Source organism: Pantoea sp. BR_17, from assembly GCF_041955125.1.
In the GTDB taxonomy this organism is placed as follows: Bacteria; Pseudomonadota; Gammaproteobacteria; order Enterobacterales; family Enterobacteriaceae; genus Pantoea; species Pantoea stewartii.
This window is the reverse complement of the sequence record NZ_JAVAXT010000001.1, coordinates 675,630-692,798: the sequence shown is the minus strand read 5'-3', so window position 1 is coordinate 692,798 and position 17,169 is coordinate 675,630. Positions and strand designations below refer to the sequence as shown.

Genomic DNA, 17,169 nt, shown 5'->3' with positions numbered 1-17,169 from the left:
TTCAGCATGACAAAAAAATAAAAATGCCAGTAGGTGTGGTGAAATAATCACCCGTATCTGGTTAATAAATAATCTTAAAAGGTAGCGATCATACCATTAGTCTGCATATTAATAATCGACCTAGCATGGCAAAGGGTTATTAACTTCCTGATAGTCACCCAGGAAATAAAATAATAAAACAGATGAATAAATAATAATTATGGCGTCGTGAATGCGTTATTTTCAGCCTTTCTTTTATTTTTTATTTGAGTTTATTCATCCCGACCACGGCATTTTTCTTTTTTATGCACAACAACCATGCAAGCGCCCCATTGTGAGGCGCACTTTGCACGCTTTTAAACAAATAATTTATCAGCGATCACAAAAGCAATATTTCATATCGCCGTTGCATAATTCCGCTATAAAAAACGCTACTATCCCGTCTTCCTCAGACTATTATTCACTATTTATGCATTTTAAATGAATAGGAGCCACTCGTAAGTTATTGATAATTGGTTATGCGCTCCATTTTATGCATTTTAGTCCTTGGCTGGCACGCTATCTGCAATCTATCGTAGGACGAGTCTTTACATTCTTAACATTTAACAAACAAACAGATTACCCCTGGGGTACAGGAGAAGGACTATGCCACTGCAGGTTTCGCGTCATGATTTTGATCACTGGATGATGCCGGTTTATGCACCCGCCAGTTTTGTACCGGTCCGCGCAGAGGGCTCAACCGTCTGGGATCAGCAGGGAAAAGACTATATCGATTTCGCCGGCGGTATCGCCGTTAATGCACTGGGCCATGCGCATCCCGCGCTTCAGCAGGCGCTTCAGGAGCAGGCTTCACGTCTGTGGCATACAGGCAATGGATATACCAATGAACCCGTTTTACGTCTGGCGAAACACCTGATCGATGCCACCTTTGCTGACCGTGTGTTCTTTTGCAACTCCGGGGCAGAGGCAAACGAAGCGGCGCTGAAGCTGGCCCGAAAAGTGGCACATGACCGGTTTGGTAACCATAAAAGCGGCATCGTCGCATTTAAAAATGCCTTTCATGGCCGCACGCTGTTTACCGTTTCTGCGGGAGGGCAGCCTGCCTATTCAAAAGATTTTGCGCCACTTCCGGCAGATATTCAGCACGCGGAATTTAACGATCTTGCGTCTGCTGCCGCACTGATTTCCGATCAGACCTGTGCCGTCATTGTCGAACCTGTTCAGGGCGAAGGCGGTGTTGTTCCGGCAGAGCCCGCGTTTCTGCGCGGCCTGCGTGAACTGTGCGATAAACATCAGGCCTTGCTGATTTTCGATGAAGTGCAGAGCGGCGTTGGCCGGACCGGCTCGCTGTACGCCTATATGCACTATGGCGTGACGCCGGATGTCCTGACCAGTGCCAAGGCGCTGGGCGGTGGGTTTCCCATCGGTGCCATGTTAACGCGTGAAGACCTGGCGCAGGTGATGGGCGTGGGCACGCATGGCACAACCTATGGCGGTAATCCCCTGGCGAGCGCGGTGGCAGGGAAAGTCATGGAACTGATTAACCGGCCTGAAGTGATGGACGGCGTGAAGATGCGCCATGACTGGATTGTGGCGGCGCTGAATGACCTCAATCAACGTCTGCATCTGTTTAAAACGGTGCGCGGGTTAGGGTTATTGATTGGGGCCGTACTGAACGACGACTTTGCGGGGAAAGCCAAACAGATCAACCTCGCCGCCGCTGAACAGGGCGTTATGGTACTGATCGCCGGGGCTGACGTGGTGCGTTTTGCGCCGGCGCTGAATATCAGCGAACAGGAAGTAAAGACCGGTATGGCGCGCTTTGCCCAGGCCTGTGAACAGCTGTTTAAGGGCCAGGCATCATGATGGTGATTCGTCCGGTCGAGCGGGATGATCTGAGTCAGCTGATGGCACTGGCGGCAAAAACAGGCGGCGGACTGACCTCCTTGCCGGTTGACAGCGCCACGCTACAGGCCCGAATCGAACGCTCGCTGCATACCTGGCAGGGCACGCTGCCGCGTGCTGAACAGGGCTATGTGTTTGTGCTGGCTGACAGCCAGGACAATCGCGCGGTGGGGATCTGCGCCATTGAGGTGGCTGTAGGTCTACAGGAACCCTGGTACAACTTTCGGGTCGGCACACAGGTGCATGCCTCAAAAGAGCTGAACGTGTACGCCACGTTGCCGACACTGTCATTAAGCAATGACCATACAGGCAGTAGCGAACTCTGCACGCTGTTTCTGGATCCCGACTATCGTGACGGTAAAAACGGTTATCTGTTATCGAAGTCCCGTTTTCTGTTTATGGCGAACTTTCGCGACTGCTTTATGGCGCGGGTGGTTGCCGAAATGCGCGGCGTCAGCGATGAACAGGGGCATTCCCCGTTTTGGGACAGCGTGGGCATTCACTTTTTCTCGATGGAATTTCGCAAAGCCGATTTTCTGAGCGGTACCGGGCAGAAAACGTTTATTGCGGAACTCATGCCCAAGCACCCGCTTTATCTGCACTATTTAACCCCGGAAGCGCAGGCCGTCATTGGTCAGGTCCATCCTAAAACCGCGCCTGCACGGGCGGTACTGGAGGCGGAGGGTTTCCGCTACCGCCAGTATATTGACATCTTTGATGGCGGGCCGACGCTGGAATGTGACATTGATGACATCCGCGCCGTGCGGGACAGTCGGTTACTGACGGCACGAAAAGGCGAGGCCCGGCAGGATGCGCCACTTTGTCTGGTCGCCAACACCGATTATCACCGGTTTCGTGTCGCACTCATACCGGTCGATCCGAGCGCTGAACATATTCAGCTTAATGACGAACAGTTACAGGCGTTGCAGTGCCAGCCGGGTGACAGCCTGCGCGTAGTGACGCTGTGTAGTGAGGAGAAAAAGGCATGACGCACCTGATTAACGGACAGTGGCTCGCTGGCGAGTCAGATCACTTTTCCAAACAGGACCCGGTCAGCGGCGACACGCTGTGGCAGGGGTGCGCGGCTTCATCGGAGCAGGTTACAGCGGCCTGCCAGGCGGCCCGGTCGGCCTTTCCGGCGTGGGCAAGACAGCCTTTTGCCGCCCGTCAGGCCATCGTTGAACGTTTCGCGGTACAACTCGAGAACCATAAAACCGCCCTGGCCGACTGCATTGCGCAGGAAACGGGGAAACCGCGCTGGGAAGCGCTGACGGAAGTGACCGCGATGATCAACAAAATTGCGATTTCCGTTAAAGCCTATCACGCTCGCACCGGGGAGCAGCAACAGGGCGAAAATGCCCTGCGTCATCGTCCTCATGGCGTGCTGGCGGTATTCGGCCCGTATAATTTCCCGGGCCATTTACCGAATGGTCACATTGTGCCCGCCTTGCTCGCCGGTAACTGTGTGGTGTTCAAACCCAGCGAGCTGACGCCGGCCACCGCTGAGAGAACGGTACAGCTGTGGCGGGAGGCGGGCCTGCCAGATGGCGTCATGGGACTGCTGCAGGGCGGACGTGAAACCGGCCAGGCGCTGGCGGCTGAGCAGGGCATTGACGGCCTGCTGTTTACCGGTAGCGCACATACCGGTTATCAGCTTCATCGCCAGTTTGCCGGGCAGCCTGAAAAAATGCTGGCGCTGGAAATGGGCGGTAACAATGCACTGATCGTGGACGATCCCGCGGATACCGACGGGGCGGTGCATATCGCCATTCAGTCAGCCTTTATCACGGCAGGCCAGCGTTGTACCTGCGCGCGCCGCTTACTGGTCAAACGGGGCGCGGCTGGTGATGCCTTCCTGACACGGTTGGTTGAGGTGGCCGGGCGGTTGCAACCCGGCGCCTGGAACGCCGATCCGCAACCTTTTATGGGCAGCGTGATCTCCTGCGCCGCTGCCGAAAAAATTTATGCCGAATGGCAGCAGCGCGTCGCGGCGGGCGGCAAGATACTGCTGGCAATGCGCTGGCCCAACCGGCAACAGGCGCTGTTAACGCCCGGCATTATTGACGTGACCGCGGTAGACAATTTGCCGGATGAAGAAGTATTTGGCCCGCTGCTGGCGGTGATGCGTTACGACGATTATCCGCAGGCGATTCAACTGGCTAACCAGACGCGTTACGGCCTGGCGTGCGGGTTAATTTCACCTTCCCGCGAGCAGTTTGACCAGCTGTTGCTGGAAGCGCGTGCCGGTATTGTGAACTGGAATAAGCCGCTGACTGGCGCTGCCAGTACGGCACCGTTTGGCGGGATTGGCGCCTCGGGTAACCATCGCGCCAGCGCCTGGTATGCCGCAGACTATTGTGCCTGGCCGATGGCCTCGCTGGAATCGCCGCAGCTTACGCTTCCGGCAACACTGTCACCGGGCCTGGATTTTTCACCGCAAGGAGGTCGCTCATGAAAGCCACAGAAGCCAACTTTGATGGGCTGGTCGGACTGACGCACCATTACGCGGGGTTGTCATTCGGTAACGAAGCCTCGACGCGCCATCAACACCAGCCGTCGAATCCGCGGCTGGCGGCAAAGCAGGGCTTACTGAAAATGAAAGCGCTGGCCGACATGGGATTTGTTCAGGGCGTGATGCCGCCGCATGAGCGGCCCGGCATTGCCGTGCTGCGTCAGCTGGGTTTTAGCGGCAGCGATGCGCAGGTCCTGGAAAAAGCCCATAAAACGGCCCCCGCGTTACTGTCAGCCGCCAGCTCGGCCTCGGCGATGTGGGTGGCCAATGCGGCAACGGTATCACCCTCAGCCGACAGCGCTGACCGTCGGGTGCATTTCACCGTCGCGAATCTCAACAACAAATTTCACCGTTCCATTGAAGCCCCGCAAACGGCCGCTCTGCTGCGAGCGCTGTTTCGCGATCCGCGACATTTTGTTGTGCATGATGCGCTACCGCAGGTGGCCAGGTTTGGTGATGAAGGGGCGGCCAACCATAACCGTCTGGGCGGCGACTATGGTGACGCGGGTGTACAACTGTTTATCTATGGTCGCGACGGCCAGTCTGATACGGCCCCCCGACGCTACCCGGCCCGGCAAACCCGTGAAGCCAGTGAAGCGGTCGCCCGCCTGCATCAGCTCTCGCCTGAAAAAGTCATTTTTGCGCAGCAAAATCCGGCGGTCATCGATCAGGGCGTTTTCCATAACGATGTCATTGCCGTGAGCAATCAGCAGCTGCTGTTTTGCCATCAGCAGGCTTTTGTTGATCAGCCCGGTTTACTGGCGCAACTGCGCGACCGTGTGCCGGGTTTTGTCGCCCTGGAGGTGCCAACAGCCCGGGTGTCCGTGCAGGATGCCGTCAGTACCTACCTGTTTAACAGCCAGCTGCTGACGCGCCCGGATGGCAGCATGATGTTGGTGCTGCCGGAAGAGTCGCGCCAGCATCCCGGCGTCTGGGAATACCTGCGTGAACAGGTGGAAGGCGGCGGTCCGTTACAGTCCCTGCAGGTGTTTGACCTGCGGGAAAGTATGCACAACGGTGGCGGCCCCGCCTGCCTGCGGTTGCGCGTGGTATTAACCCCCGAGGAGCGCCAGGCCGTTAACCCGGCGGTGCTGATGAACGATCACGTGTTCGCCACGCTGAACCGGTGGGTCGATAAGCACTATCGCGACAGGCTGACGCAAAGCGATTTAGGCGATCCGCAATTACTGGAAGAAGGGCGGGTTGCCCTTGATGAATTGACCAGGCTGCTAGACTTAGGAAATGTGTATACATTTCAGCAGTGAAGCAGGTGGTGCCGTCAGGGTTGCCCGCTTCCGCTTTTAAGGAGAAACGATGCAGGACTTTTTGCAGCAAACGCTGTCGGGTGAAGCGCCACGTTTGCGTAGCGGTGAGACGGCGCATCTTCGCTGGCAGTGGTTATACCATGGTCTTTTGCTTATGGAGCCAAAGGCACCGGTTAACCAGGCGCTGGTACTCTCTGCGGGCATTCACGGAAATGAAACCGCCCCGGTTGAAATCCTTAATCAGCTCATCACGCCTTTACTCCGGGGCGAAAAACCACTTCAGCAGCGTATGCTGGTGGTGTTAGGTAATCCTTCGGCACTGCGCGCGGGGAAGCGTTATGTGACCAGTGACATTAACCGACTGTTTGGTGGCCGCTGGCAGCAGATTGATGATGGCGATGAAGCGCGGCGGGTGCTGCGGCTGGAACAAACGCTGGAAAACTTCTGGCAGCGGGGGGCATGTGACGAAACCCGCTGGCACCTGGATATGCATACGGCACTGCGCGGCTCTTACCATCCCCGCTTTGGCGTACTGCCGCATAATCCGCGTCCCTGGCCGGACGCGTTTTTGCACTGGCTGGGCGCAGCCGGCCTGGAGGCGCTGGTATTTCATCGTTCGCCGGGGGGCACTTTTACCCATTTCAGCTGCGAACATTTTGGCGCAGCCAGCTGTACCCTGGAGTTGGGGCAGGCGCGGCCGTTTGGCGAAAACGATCTGTCGCAGTTCAGCGCCGCGTTTCAGGCCCTGGCTGCTCTGCTGTATGGTGAAACATTGCCTGAGCCCGCCGGTCGCCCGCGCCGTTATCGGGTCTGCCAGCAGATCACGCGCTTAAGTGAGGCGTTTCAGTTGCATATGCCGAATGACACGAAAAATTTTACCGCGTTTCCGCAGGGGGCGTTATTAGCTGAGGATGGCGAGACGCGCTACTTTGTCCAGCAGGCGCGGGAATACGTGCTCTTTCCCAATCCCCATGTCGCGCTGGGATTGCGGGCGGGTTTAATGCTGATTGAAGAGAGCGAGCAGACTCAGGCGTTACCTCTCTGAACGGTCTCACCGCGCAGTTTAAAAAAAGAGCGGAAGAGACCTTCCGCTTTACTGCTAAAGGCATTACAATTCTCCACGATTTATCCGAAATTTCCTGATTATTCATACTCTTTTGCAATTCCTGACGCCATTCTTCTTATTCCCTCCATGATCGGCTGAAATATGACTTTTGTGCTTTCACGCTTTTACGCTCACTCGCAGTAGTTGACGTTCAACGTCGTATGCTTGTTTCCGAAGACGCGACAGCGCGCTGTCGTAACGAAAGTGAACAAGTAAAAAAGGACACTGTTATGCGTAAACTGACTTCTCTGTTACTGGCTTCTACCCTGGCATTTGGTGCGGCATCTGTAGTGCATGCCGAAGCGGATAACCTGACGCCACCGCCAGCAGGCAGTGAGAAACCGATGCACAAGCCGATGCACCGGGGTGGGATGGACATGATGTTTGGCGGACTGAATCTGACGCCAGAACAAAAAACAAAAATGCATGAAATTATGAAAGCGGGCCGTGGCGAGATGCAGCGCCCGTCAATCGAAGAGCGTCGCGCTAACCATGCGATTATCGCCTCTGACAGCTTCGACAAAGCGAAGGCCGAAGCCCAGGCGGAGAAAATGACCGCCAACGCCAAAGCGAACGCGGTGGCAATGATGGAAACCCAGAACAAACTGTACAACGTACTGACGCCAGAGCAGAAAAAGCAGTACAACGCGAATTTTGAAAAGCATCTGACTGAAAAACGCCCGATGCATGACAAAGCGGCTCCGGCCCCTGCACCTGCTGAATAAGCCTCGGGTTAATCACTAAAGCCGGTCTGAGACCGCCGGCCTTGTCCACGTTGCGTGGGCAGTGCCGGCGGTTTTTTTATGCACGCGCGCCAGCGGGAAAGCGGTTAAGGAAAAGGGCGGTTCTGTCGCGTCACGCGGTCAACTCAGGGTTGCGTTGCAGGTCGCCATCTGTCCGCCTTTTGTGCCGTCAGCAGGCGGTTCAGAGCGGAATGACCGGATACTGGCCGGACAGCACCGGACGGCACAGGATCTTATAACCATCGTGGTCGAACCCGCCTTTACCCCGTTTCAGCCGTCTGGCTTCTTCAAGCGAGTCAACTGAGCCCAGATAGAACCAGTGGTCAATGACATGAATCTGCGTCATCTGTTTCCCTTCTTCCACCAGCGCCACCGCCCCCTGCCAGGGCCAGCAGAAGACGCGGACGTTTTCCAGCGCCGCCAACAGTCGGTCCTGATGATCGCTCACGGACTCTTTGCCGCAGCAGGCCCCCGCACAGCGGCGTAACGCTGAGCGGAAACAGCCCCGGCTGGGGCTCAGTGCTTCCAGACCTAATAAGCCGTGGCAAAGCTGATACTCATCGGCCAGCTGTTTCAGCCGTTCCAGGGCAGCGAAGCGACTGCGGTATAAACCAAACAGGTTGGGCGACTGACTGAAATCGACATCGCGCGCATACACGACCTGTGGTTTCCCTTCGGGCGTAATTTGCAGCGAGCAGAGCTGGCGATTTTTGCGCAGGCGTTTATTGAAGAGCGGCTGCTGAGTTTTAATCATCTGCGCCTCCAGTAGCAACGCGCCGAGATCGCCCGCCGTGGGGATCCAGCTAACGCGTCGCGACTGGCGCAACATTTTGGCTTCATCAGGTGTTCGGAAATGAGACATGACGCGCGAACGCAGGTTAACGCTTTTGCCAATGTATAACGGCAGCGTGTCGCTTTCGCCATGAAAGGTATACACGCCGGGCAGGTTGGGCAAGCCTTCCAGCCATTCACGCAAATGTTCCGGGTATTCATAAATCGCTGCCGCATCAAATTCGAGGCGGTGGGTTGCTGCACGTCTTGCCAAAACGAACTCCCTATACTGGTTGTCCATACAGCATAACAGGCAGGTTAAATGATCGCCAGCTTCAGATTCATAACCGGTATGTTGCCCGCCAGCCGATCAGCGAGCCTGCGGTGATCAGGGCAACACCTTGCCAGAAGCTGGCGGGCGGTGTCAGGCCCAGCCATAAGCTGGCCAGCAAGGCGGACAGCACGGGCGTAAAACAGGAGGCGGTCGCCAGCAGGGGCAAATTTCCCTGCTGAATGCCGTCGTTCCAGGCAGAGTAGGCCACGGCGGTAGAGGCATCCACGAACAGCACTTGCGCCAGCGCGGTGACGATAAAAAACAGTGAAACACCGTTGCTACCGCATGCATAACGGCGTGTCACATTGTTATAAAGCGCCCGGGCCAGGGCTGCCGCCCACCAGCAGATAGCGACGGGGCAGGACACGCGGATCGGGCAGGCCTCTTGTCAGGCACAACAGCAGGGCGGTGATGGAATAGATCAGGGCGGCACCGCCGGTGGGGCCAAAAGCCTCACTGACGCTACGCAGCAGACCCAGGGTCGTACTCCAGAGTAAAATTGCGCTCAGCCCGGTCAGGGTGGCGTTCGTGTAACGTTACGGACATGGGGTTTCAGCAGTTAAGGCAACCCTTGCCGGGCGGCAAGGGTCGGCGGCGTTATTTCCAGAATTCGTCGAAAACAGTGATAGGCGGTCGACGTTTGTGCTCGGTTTTCAGATACCAGCCTTCAATGATTTTCGCGCTGTCCGGATCGATCGTTTTCCCTTCAAGGTAGTCATCGATCATGTCGTAGGTGACGCCCAGTGCGACTTCATCCTGCAGACCGGGGCGATCGTCTTCTAAATCGGCGGTCGGTTTTTTCAGATACAGATGTTCCGGGCAACCCAGCGTTTTCAGCAGCAGTTTGCCCTGGCGCTTATTGAGGCGGAAGATAGGGTTAATATCGCTGCCACCATCGCCGTACTTGGTAAAGAAGCCCGTGACGGCTTCTGCGCCATGGTCGGTGCCCACCACCACGCCTTTGGTCATACCGGCAATGCTGTACTGCGCTTTCATACGCTCACGGGCTTTCTCATTGCCGCGGACGAAATCCGACAGCACAATGCCGGCGTCTTTCAGCGCGCGCTCACTGGCCAGCACCGCTTCTTTAATATTGACCACCAGCGAGCGGTCTGGCTGGATGAAGGCCAGCGCATCCTGGCAGTCCTGCTCATCAGCCTGCACGCCGTAAGGCAGACGCACCGCGATAAAGGTGTAGTCGTTATCGCCTGTTTCCTGGCGAAGCTCCGTGATCGCCATCTGGGCCAGCTTGCCCGTCAGGGTAGAATCTTGTCCGCCGCTGATACCGAGTATTAACGCCTTCAGGCCGCTGTGGCGCGTTAAATACGCTTTGAGGAAATCCACGCTGGTACGAATTTCCTGCTGCGGATCGATAGTGGGTTTCACACCCAGTGCGGTAATGATTTCCTGCTGCAGTGACATCAACATCTCCTTAAGTCTTTAGCCAGCCGGCACAATACAAAGCCTGTCTTAAAGCTAACGCGCATCCCCGAAAACAACAAGCCAAAGCGGGTGATGTTTTCTTTTTGCTGGTCTGAATCCGACAAGTTTTACCTCAGCGGAGGTTTTTTTGCCAAAACGATAAAGGTCAGTATAGCCAGCATGAAGCAACCAAATATCGTCAACGTCATACTGATTACTGATGTGCCGCCCATCCCGGTTACCGGCACGGCAAGTGCGCCCAGAGTGAACATCGTCACGCCAATGACGGCCGAGGCGCTACCGGCACGTTGCCCCTGACTTTGCATCGCCAGTGAGGCGGCGGTGGTGGCAATGACACCATTGCTGGCAATCGAAAAGAACAGCGCAACCAGCAGCAGCGGGAGCGGGGCGTGCGTTAACCCGGCGGCCAGCAGCGCGCTGGAGGCCACGAATGCCAGCATCAGGCCGCCTTTCAGGACGCGATATTCACCCCAAAGCGGGCAGAGGCGGGCGCTGGTCTGTGAGGCAATCACTAAACCGATACCGTTGGCGGCAAAGCAAAAGCTGAACGCCTGGGGTGACAGACCGTAGATTTCCTGCAGCACGAACGGCGATGCGCCGATATAGGCGAACATGCCCGACATCATAAACCCTTGTGTCAGGCAGAAACCCATAAAGGCACGGTGGGTGATGACCTGCCCCAGTGCAGCATAAGCAGCAAAAACCGAGCCCTGACTCCGCCGATCAACGGGCAGACTTTCATGCAGTTTCCCGCGCGCCAGCAGGATGAGCAAAATGGCGATGCCGCTCAGCACAACAAAAATACCGCGCCAGTCCAGCACGGTCATCAGGGCACCGCCCAGTACGGGAGCGCCAATAGGGGCAAGGCCGTTAACCAGCATCAGCAGCGCAAAAAAGCGCGTCAGTTCATGGCCATTGTACATATCGCGCGCTACTGCCCGTGACAGCACCGCACCGCCCGCTCCCGCTAATCCCTGAAACAGACGAGCCAGTAACAGTTGATCGATAGTCTGGGCAAGGGCGCAGCCCAGCGACGCGATAAACAACAACGTCAGTGACAGGGTCAGAGGGCGCAGACGACCAAATTTGTCGCTCATGGGACCAAACAGAAGCTGACCGGCGCCCAGTCCCAGCAGGCCAGCGGTAAGGCTGAGTTGTGCTGTAGACGTTGGCGTAGCCAGGTCACTGGCTAACTGAGGCAGGGCGGGCAGATACAGATCGATGCACAACGGTCCCAGCGCAGCCAGTAATCCCAGGGTGATGGCGTAAACCAGCCGGTTGGGTGAGGAAAGCGTCATTTGGCCTCTGATGATAATGTTTAAGTGACGTTGTCACAAAAGTGCATTCAGCGCGTCTTTTGTGCCTGTAAAACGGCACTGGCCAACACGCAATGGTGCAGTGAGCCAGCATGCCTGGTCTGTTCCGGCGCATTTTAACAAATCCCGCGAGACAGATTGAGTTTAAGTCTGTCATTAACTTGATAAAAACCGTTTTATGTTCCAGGCTTTTCACCACATGGACAAAAAATGAGGAACAACAAGATGAATAAAGTGATGGGATGTATCGCTGCAGCGCTGACGCTGGCTGCGCTCTCTGGTTGTACGACTTACGATCGTGCGGAAAGCTACGTGACTAAGCCAGTGGTTAAGGACGTCAAAAAAGGCATGACCCGCCAGCAGGTCCGTCAGATTGCTGGCCCTGCTTCAACTGAAATCACCATGGTGCATGCGCGCGGTACCTGTCAGACCTATGTGATTGGCGAGCGTGACGGTAAAGCACAAACTTACTTCGTGAGCTATAACGATATGGGTCGCGTGATGAACTACGGCTTCCAGAGCTGTGCTGAATACGATACCGATCCGCAGGTTAAGCAGTAAATTTTCGCTGACCTGAAAAAACGGCTCGCTTATGGCGAGCCGTTTTTTTATCTCTACAGTCCAGCCGGACGCGGCACTTCAACGTAGCTGCCGTTAATCTCCCGCTGATAGTAATGCCCGTCCTGCACGTAGAACCGTCGGCCATTAAAATCCAGCACCCGCATACCGCCGACGCTGCTGACATAGGTCGGAGCAGGCGGCTCAACAACCACGTACTCATCACCGTGTCGCTGATAATAACTGCCATTCAGCAAATAGTAGGTTAATCCCCCAATCAGAACCGCCGTTGCCGCCACTGGCAGAACGTGGAAATGGTCAGGACCATGCCAGCGCGGCGCAGGACCATGCCAGCCCGGGCCGGGCCGGTACCAGTGAGGGCCGGGCCCCCAGTCGCCGGGGCGCGCAAACACTGCGCTGGGCGTAATCATCGCTAACGCGAGGAATGAAGCGATAACCGTTTTCATGTGCATTCTCCTGCTGTGACTCGCTGCAGAATTCTCCTTTTAGCGTCCAAAAACAAGCAGAAAGCGCACGTATTATTGCCCATTTACCACGCTTAACGTTTCCTTAACGTGAATGTAAAGAGAGAGGGAAAATAAGGAGAAACAGGCAGGGAAAAGGGAGAAGACCTGGCACCGGGTGCCAGGTCAGCTGTGATTAGCTGTGCTCTAATTCACGGTGTTCGTCTTGCTCAAGAACGCGTCGGTCTGTCAGGCCCAGCCAGCGACTGGTCAGGGAACCTGCGGTCATTGCACCATTCACGTTTAACGCGGTTCTGCCCATATCGATCAACGGTTCGATCGAAATCAGCAGTGCGACCAGCGTGACGGGCAGGCCCATCCCGGGCAGCACGATTAACGCCGCGAAAGTCGCACCACCGCCGACACCGGCAACGCCCGCTGAGCTCAACGTCACAATGCCCACCAGAGTGGCAATCCACAGCGGATCAAACGGGTTAATGCCCACTGTCGGCGCTACCATCACGGCCAGCATGGTCGGATAAAGACCAGCACAACCGTTCTGCCCGATCGTAGCGCCAAACGACGCCGAGAAACTGGCAATGGATTCCGGCACGCCCAGACGACGGGTTTGCGCTTCCACGTTCAGCGGAATGCTGGCGGCACTGGAGCGGCTGGTGAAGGCAAAGGTCAGCACGGGCCAGACTTTGCGGAAAAAGCGCATAGGGTTGATGCCGTTTACGGACAGCAGCAGACCGTGTACCACAAACATAATGCCCAGGCCCAGATAGGATGCGACCACGAAGCTACCCAGCTTAATGATGTCCTGCAGGTTCGATCCGGCAACCACTTTAGTCATCAGCGCCAGCACGCCGTAAGGCGTCAGTTTCATGATCAGGCGCACCAGCTTCATCACCCATGACTGCAGCGTATCGATCGCCGTCAGGACACGCTGGCCTTTCACTTCGTCATCTTTAAGCAGGTGCAGGGCCGCCACGCCTAAAAAGGCTGCGAAGATGACGACACTGATAATCGAGGTGGGGCTGGCACCGGTTAAATCGGCAAAGGGGTTTTTCGGGATAAAGGACAGGATAAGCTGCGGCGCCGTCAGATCGGCCACTTTGCCTACATAGTTATTCTGGATGGCACTCAGACGCGCCGTTTCCTGGGCACCCTGTACCAGGCCGGTTGCATTAAGATGGAACAGCCCGGTCACGAAAACCCCGACCAGCGCCGCAATCGCGGTCGTAAACAGCAGCACGCCAATGGTCAGGAAACTGATTTTGCCCAGCGAAGAGGCGTTATGCAGGCGCGCCACCGCGCTCAGAATTGAGACAAAGACCAGCGGCATCACGATCATCTGCAACAGCTGGACATAGCCGTTACCAACCACGTTAAACCAGCCAATTGACGCTTTGACCGTATCGCTGTTACTGCCGTAAATAAACTGCAGCGCCAGGCCAAACGCGACGCCAAACACTAACCCGACCAGCACTTTTTTTGACAGACTCCAGTTGGCGCGGCTCAGGCGTGACAGCAGAAGCAGCAGCACCACAAAGGCAATGATATTAAGCGTTAAAGGGATATCCATAGAAACTCCGAATCATGCAGCATTCCCCTGGTAAGGAAAGCAAAAGTAGTTATTGTTCATACAGGTGTCCGGAAATGGTATCAGGTGAATTTAGTGCGATCTTATATCCAAATGGAATAGCTTATAACGTTGCTTGAGCGGCCAGTGGCTCAGGAGCCGGAATGCCCCGACAGGAGGCGGCTGACGCCGTTTTGCAAGGTATCAAATACCTGAGTGGGCCAGCCATTTTCGCCAAACGCAGGCATCCCTGGCGGGAACCACAGCGCGTAAGCCATCAGGCACAGGCACAGAGCGCGCTCCAGTTGATTGCCTTTTTGGCTGTTAAGAATGGGCAGACGAAAACGCCAGCGACAGGGCCAGAGCAGAGGAACGCCGGCCGGAGTGAGCATATCGGCCACAATGTGGCTCAGGTAACCCAGCGTCATGCCCTGCAGAACATCGGCGGGCACCGGCCAGCTTTTCGGCACGTTAATCTGAAACAGCCACAGGCCAGCCGCGACGGCAAGCAGGCTGTGGGTGAACCCGCGATGACCAAATGCCCGGGCAATGGGATGCGACAACCAGCGCAGGCGCTGGCCCAGCAAGGACTTAGGATGATCGATGTCAGGCAGCAGGCAGGTCAGCAGGCTGGCGGGAATTAAATGCCACCAGTCCGCCTGAGCCATCACCGGGGTGAGCTCGGCCCGTTTCGCAAAAATGGCGCTGGCAACAGCAAAAAAGATATGGCCTTCGGCCGTCATGATAAACCTGGCTGCAAAAGAAACTGTCAATGCATCCAGTATAGGGATTTATCCAGTAAATGAGAACCTGTGACGCTGTAACGAAGCGTTAATTTTTTAAGGGGATGCAACAGGTTACAGCGCCTTTGCGGTTAAGCCTGCAAATGCTCCCGCGTTAACTGCGTCAGGCTGCTCAGCTTCACGTCGGCGAGCGCCCAGCGGGCATCATCCTGATGGCTGGCTGCCGGAATCACAATTGATCGCATTCGTGCGGCTTTGCTTGCTACCATGCCGTTCACCGAATCTTCCAGCGCGACGCAGTGAAGCGGATCAATGCCCAGCGCCTCGGCGGCGTTGAGGTAGACCTGCGGATGCGGCTTGCTGTAGGGCAGATGTTCGGCGGAAGACAGCACATCAAAATAGTGATTCAGGTTAAACATCGTCAGTACCTGTTCCAGCATGAAGCGGGGCGATGCGGAAACCAGGCCGGTCTTCAGGCCGTGCTGTTTGCACAATGAGAGGGCGGACTCGACGCCGGGCAGAAGCGGGCGGTTTATCGCAATTAGTTCCATTGCACGGGCGATGATACGCTGTGTGACCGCTTCCTGACTCGGTCCCGACCAGGGCAACGTTTCGTACCACATGCGCACCGTCTGATCGATACGTAATCCGAGCGTATCGGGTAATTCGTGGCGTCGGGTCAAATCGATATTCAGGGTTGAAAAGATGTCCATTTCAGCCTGATCCCAGAGAGGTTCAGAATCAATCAACAAGCCATCCATATCAAATAAAGCTGCAAAAACAGGGCGGTGGTAAGACATGTTTCGCTCCTTAAAAAGTTCAGGCTACCTTAGCATGAACACAGGGTTGGTGCGCAGATGAGGCGAAACGGGCGCAGACCGCTCTTTTTTTTGGGAAAATTCTGCAAGGGCAGGTAGACTGAAGCAAATGGGATTTTGGGTTCAGGAGATATCATGACCTATCAACAGGCTGGCCGCATTGCCATCCTTAAGCGTGTCGCTGGCTGGGTGATTTTTTTACTCGCGTTGCTGTCTACCATCATTTCACTGCTGAGCTTTTTGTTTAAGCACAGTGAAAAGAAACCCGGTATTGATGCCGTGATGCTGGATTTCATTCATGTCATGGTGGATATGATTCGCTTTAATACGCCGTTTCTGAATGTGTTCTGGCAAAACTCACCGGTGCCCGAGTTCAATGGACAGATGAATCTGGGCTTCTGGTTTATCTATATTTTGATTTTTGTCGGGCTGGCGCTGGAAGCGTCCGGTGCGCGCATGGGACGTCAGGTGCGCCATGTGCGGGAAGGGATTGAAGATCAGATGATTCTTGAGCAGGCAAAAGGCAGCGATGGCCGGACCCGGCAGCAGCTGGAAGAAAAGGTACGGGTCCCGCGCCACACCATTTTTCTGCAGATTTTCCCGCTCTACATCCTGCCGCTGGTGATTGCCATCGCCGGTTACTTTCTGCTTTCTCTGCTTGGTTTTCTCTAAACGATCAGGCCGGTTTCACCTGACCGGCTGCCCGTGCATCGTCATCCAGCAACTGGCTCACGGCAAACTGCGCCGCGCCCAGCCAGTTGCCGCCAAACACGTTGGCCCGGTTCAGCAGATAGTAAAGCTGATAAACCGGCTGACGCTGCGAAAAGCCATCGGGTAATGGCCAGCTCTGGTGATAACCGTCAAAGATCGCCTTCGGCAGATCGGTAAACCAGCTCAGCATCGCCAGGTCGCATTCCCGGTCGCCCCAGTAACAGGCAGGATCGAAAATCCAGGGGCCAGTCTCGCTGCCCGCACAGTTAGCTGGCCACAGATCGCCGTGGAGCAGGGAAGGTTGAGGGTGATGGGACGCCAGGGTCCGTTGCACACAATCAATAATCCGTTCGGCATCGCCGTACAGAATGCCTTTCTCAGCGGCAATCTGCAGTTGCCAGCCGATTCGTTGCTCCGCAAAGAAAACTGACCAGCGCCGCAACCAGCTGTTGGGCTGTGGTGTAGAGGTCAGATTATTATCGAAATCAAGCCCGAACTGAGGTTGCTCGCTCCACTGATGCAGACGCGCCAACTGCTGGCCTAACTGGTAGGCGCTCTGCGGATTCAGGGGCTGAGGTTTGATATATTCCAGCAGCAGGAAACTGTAGTCACGATCGCTGCCAACGCCATAAACGTCCGGAACGCGGATCGTCTGGGTACGGCGCAGCAGGGCGAGTTGATCGGCTTCCCAGCTAAACAGGGACACTTTATCGCGGCTGTTGCACTTCACAAACACATCCTGCTCACCATAGCGGATGAGCCAGGCGGGATGCACATCACCCCCGGGGAGTTCATGACGTTGGGTAATTTCGGCGTTGCCAAATTGCTCGTTTAACAGACGACTAATGGCTGACCACATCGGGTTATCCTCTTTATTCGCTGCCTGAGTTCAATTGTAACGCGGACGCACGCGATAA

The 17,169-nt window shown here is 55.8% G+C and carries 16 protein-coding genes and 1 pseudogene; 8 read left to right on the top strand and 9 right to left on the bottom strand.

Annotation, left to right across the window (positions count from 1 at the left end; translation table 11 throughout):
• The first annotated feature begins 624 nt into the window (after nucleotides 1-624).
• The 6 genes from RAC60_RS03180 (at nucleotide 625) to spy (ending at nucleotide 7,491) form a co-directional block, all read left to right on the top strand.
• On the top strand, nucleotides 625-1,845 hold the full coding sequence (locus RAC60_RS03180) for an aspartate aminotransferase family protein (protein WP_375092599.1): 1,221 nt from the start codon (nucleotides 625-627) through the stop codon (nucleotides 1,843-1,845).
• Nucleotides 1,842-2,873, top strand: coding sequence for an arginine N-succinyltransferase (astA, locus tag RAC60_RS03175; protein WP_033741105.1), 1,032 nt, complete (start codon nucleotides 1,842-1,844; stop codon nucleotides 2,871-2,873). The genes RAC60_RS03180 and astA overlap by 4 nt, the downstream gene beginning before the upstream one ends.
• A complete protein-coding gene (astD, locus tag RAC60_RS03170) occupies nucleotides 2,870-4,339 on the top strand; it encodes a succinylglutamate-semialdehyde dehydrogenase (RefSeq protein WP_375092597.1) in 1,470 nt (489 codons plus the stop codon). The genes astA and astD overlap by 4 nt, the downstream gene beginning before the upstream one ends.
• Nucleotides 4,336-5,661 carry an N-succinylarginine dihydrolase gene (gene astB / locus RAC60_RS03165; protein WP_375092595.1) on the top strand — a complete coding sequence of 442 codons (1,326 nt, stop codon included), beginning with the start codon at nucleotides 4,336-4,338 and terminating at the stop codon, nucleotides 5,659-5,661. The genes astD and astB overlap by 4 nt, the downstream gene beginning before the upstream one ends.
• 49 nt (nucleotides 5,662-5,710) lie before the next feature.
• Nucleotides 5,711-6,706 (top strand): succinylglutamate desuccinylase, encoded by a 996-nt coding sequence (astE, locus tag RAC60_RS03160; RefSeq protein ID WP_375092593.1) that lies wholly within the window; start codon nucleotides 5,711-5,713, stop codon nucleotides 6,704-6,706.
• Nucleotides 6,707-6,996: 290 nt separating this feature from the next.
• A complete protein-coding gene (spy, locus tag RAC60_RS03155; protein ID WP_058701720.1) occupies nucleotides 6,997-7,491 on the top strand; it encodes an ATP-independent periplasmic protein-refolding chaperone Spy in 495 nt (164 codons plus the stop codon).
• Nucleotides 7,492-7,690: 199 nt separating this feature from the next.
• Here the strand turns inward: spy and cho are convergent, their stop codons facing one another.
• The 4 genes and pseudogenes from cho to RAC60_RS03135 form a co-directional block, all read right to left on the bottom strand.
• Entirely contained in the window at nucleotides 7,691-8,554 is an 864-nt protein-coding gene (gene cho, locus RAC60_RS03150; RefSeq protein ID WP_006118941.1) for an excinuclease Cho, read from the bottom strand.
• 67 nt (nucleotides 8,555-8,621) lie between these two features.
• Nucleotides 8,622-9,132: pseudogene (locus RAC60_RS03145) on the bottom strand (hypothetical protein).
• Nucleotides 9,133-9,211: 79 nt separating this feature from the next.
• Complete coding sequence (gene nadE, locus RAC60_RS03140; protein ID WP_375092591.1) at nucleotides 9,212-10,036, bottom strand: ammonia-dependent NAD(+) synthetase; 825 nt, start codon at nucleotides 10,034-10,036, stop codon at nucleotides 9,212-9,214.
• Nucleotides 10,037-10,164: 128 nt separating this feature from the next.
• On the bottom strand, nucleotides 10,165-11,355 hold the full coding sequence (locus RAC60_RS03135) for a multidrug effflux MFS transporter (protein WP_006118943.1): 1,191 nt from the start codon (nucleotides 11,353-11,355) through the stop codon (nucleotides 10,165-10,167).
• A 243-nt stretch (nucleotides 11,356-11,598) separates the two neighbouring features.
• Between RAC60_RS03135 and osmE the strand changes: the two genes are divergently transcribed.
• Nucleotides 11,599-11,934 (top strand): osmotically-inducible lipoprotein OsmE, encoded by a 336-nt coding sequence (gene osmE, locus RAC60_RS03130; RefSeq protein ID WP_006118944.1) that lies wholly within the window; start codon nucleotides 11,599-11,601, stop codon nucleotides 11,932-11,934.
• Between the two features lie 53 nt (nucleotides 11,935-11,987).
• Here osmE and RAC60_RS03125 read toward each other — a convergent pair whose 3' ends face one another.
• From RAC60_RS03125 to hxpB, 4 genes are all read right to left on the bottom strand, one after another.
• Complete coding sequence (locus RAC60_RS03125) at nucleotides 11,988-12,398, bottom strand: DUF6515 family protein (RefSeq protein ID WP_277281936.1); 411 nt, start codon at nucleotides 12,396-12,398, stop codon at nucleotides 11,988-11,990.
• Between the two features lie 193 nt (nucleotides 12,399-12,591).
• On the bottom strand, nucleotides 12,592-13,983 hold the full coding sequence (locus RAC60_RS03120; RefSeq protein ID WP_375092589.1) for an L-cystine transporter: 1,392 nt from the start codon (nucleotides 13,981-13,983) through the stop codon (nucleotides 12,592-12,594).
• 149 nt (nucleotides 13,984-14,132) lie between these two features.
• Entirely contained in the window at nucleotides 14,133-14,723 is a 591-nt protein-coding gene (locus tag RAC60_RS03115; protein ID WP_033741117.1) for a metal-dependent hydrolase, read from the bottom strand.
• A 131-nt stretch (nucleotides 14,724-14,854) separates the two neighbouring features.
• A complete protein-coding gene (gene hxpB, locus RAC60_RS03110) occupies nucleotides 14,855-15,523 on the bottom strand; it encodes a hexitol phosphatase HxpB (RefSeq protein ID WP_205956386.1) in 669 nt (222 codons plus the stop codon).
• A 153-nt stretch (nucleotides 15,524-15,676) separates the two neighbouring features.
• Between hxpB and RAC60_RS03105 the strand changes: the two genes are divergently transcribed.
• Nucleotides 15,677-16,213 (top strand): YniB family protein, encoded by a 537-nt coding sequence (locus tag RAC60_RS03105; RefSeq protein ID WP_006118949.1) that lies wholly within the window; start codon nucleotides 15,677-15,679, stop codon nucleotides 16,211-16,213.
• 4 nt (nucleotides 16,214-16,217) lie between these two features.
• Here RAC60_RS03105 and RAC60_RS03100 read toward each other — a convergent pair whose 3' ends face one another.
• The gene (locus RAC60_RS03100) at nucleotides 16,218-17,111 is read right to left on the bottom strand and encodes a fructosamine kinase family protein (RefSeq protein ID WP_375092586.1); all 894 of its coding nucleotides are present in this window, start codon (nucleotides 17,109-17,111) and stop codon (nucleotides 16,218-16,220) included.
• Nucleotides 17,112-17,169: the final 58 nt, after the last annotated feature.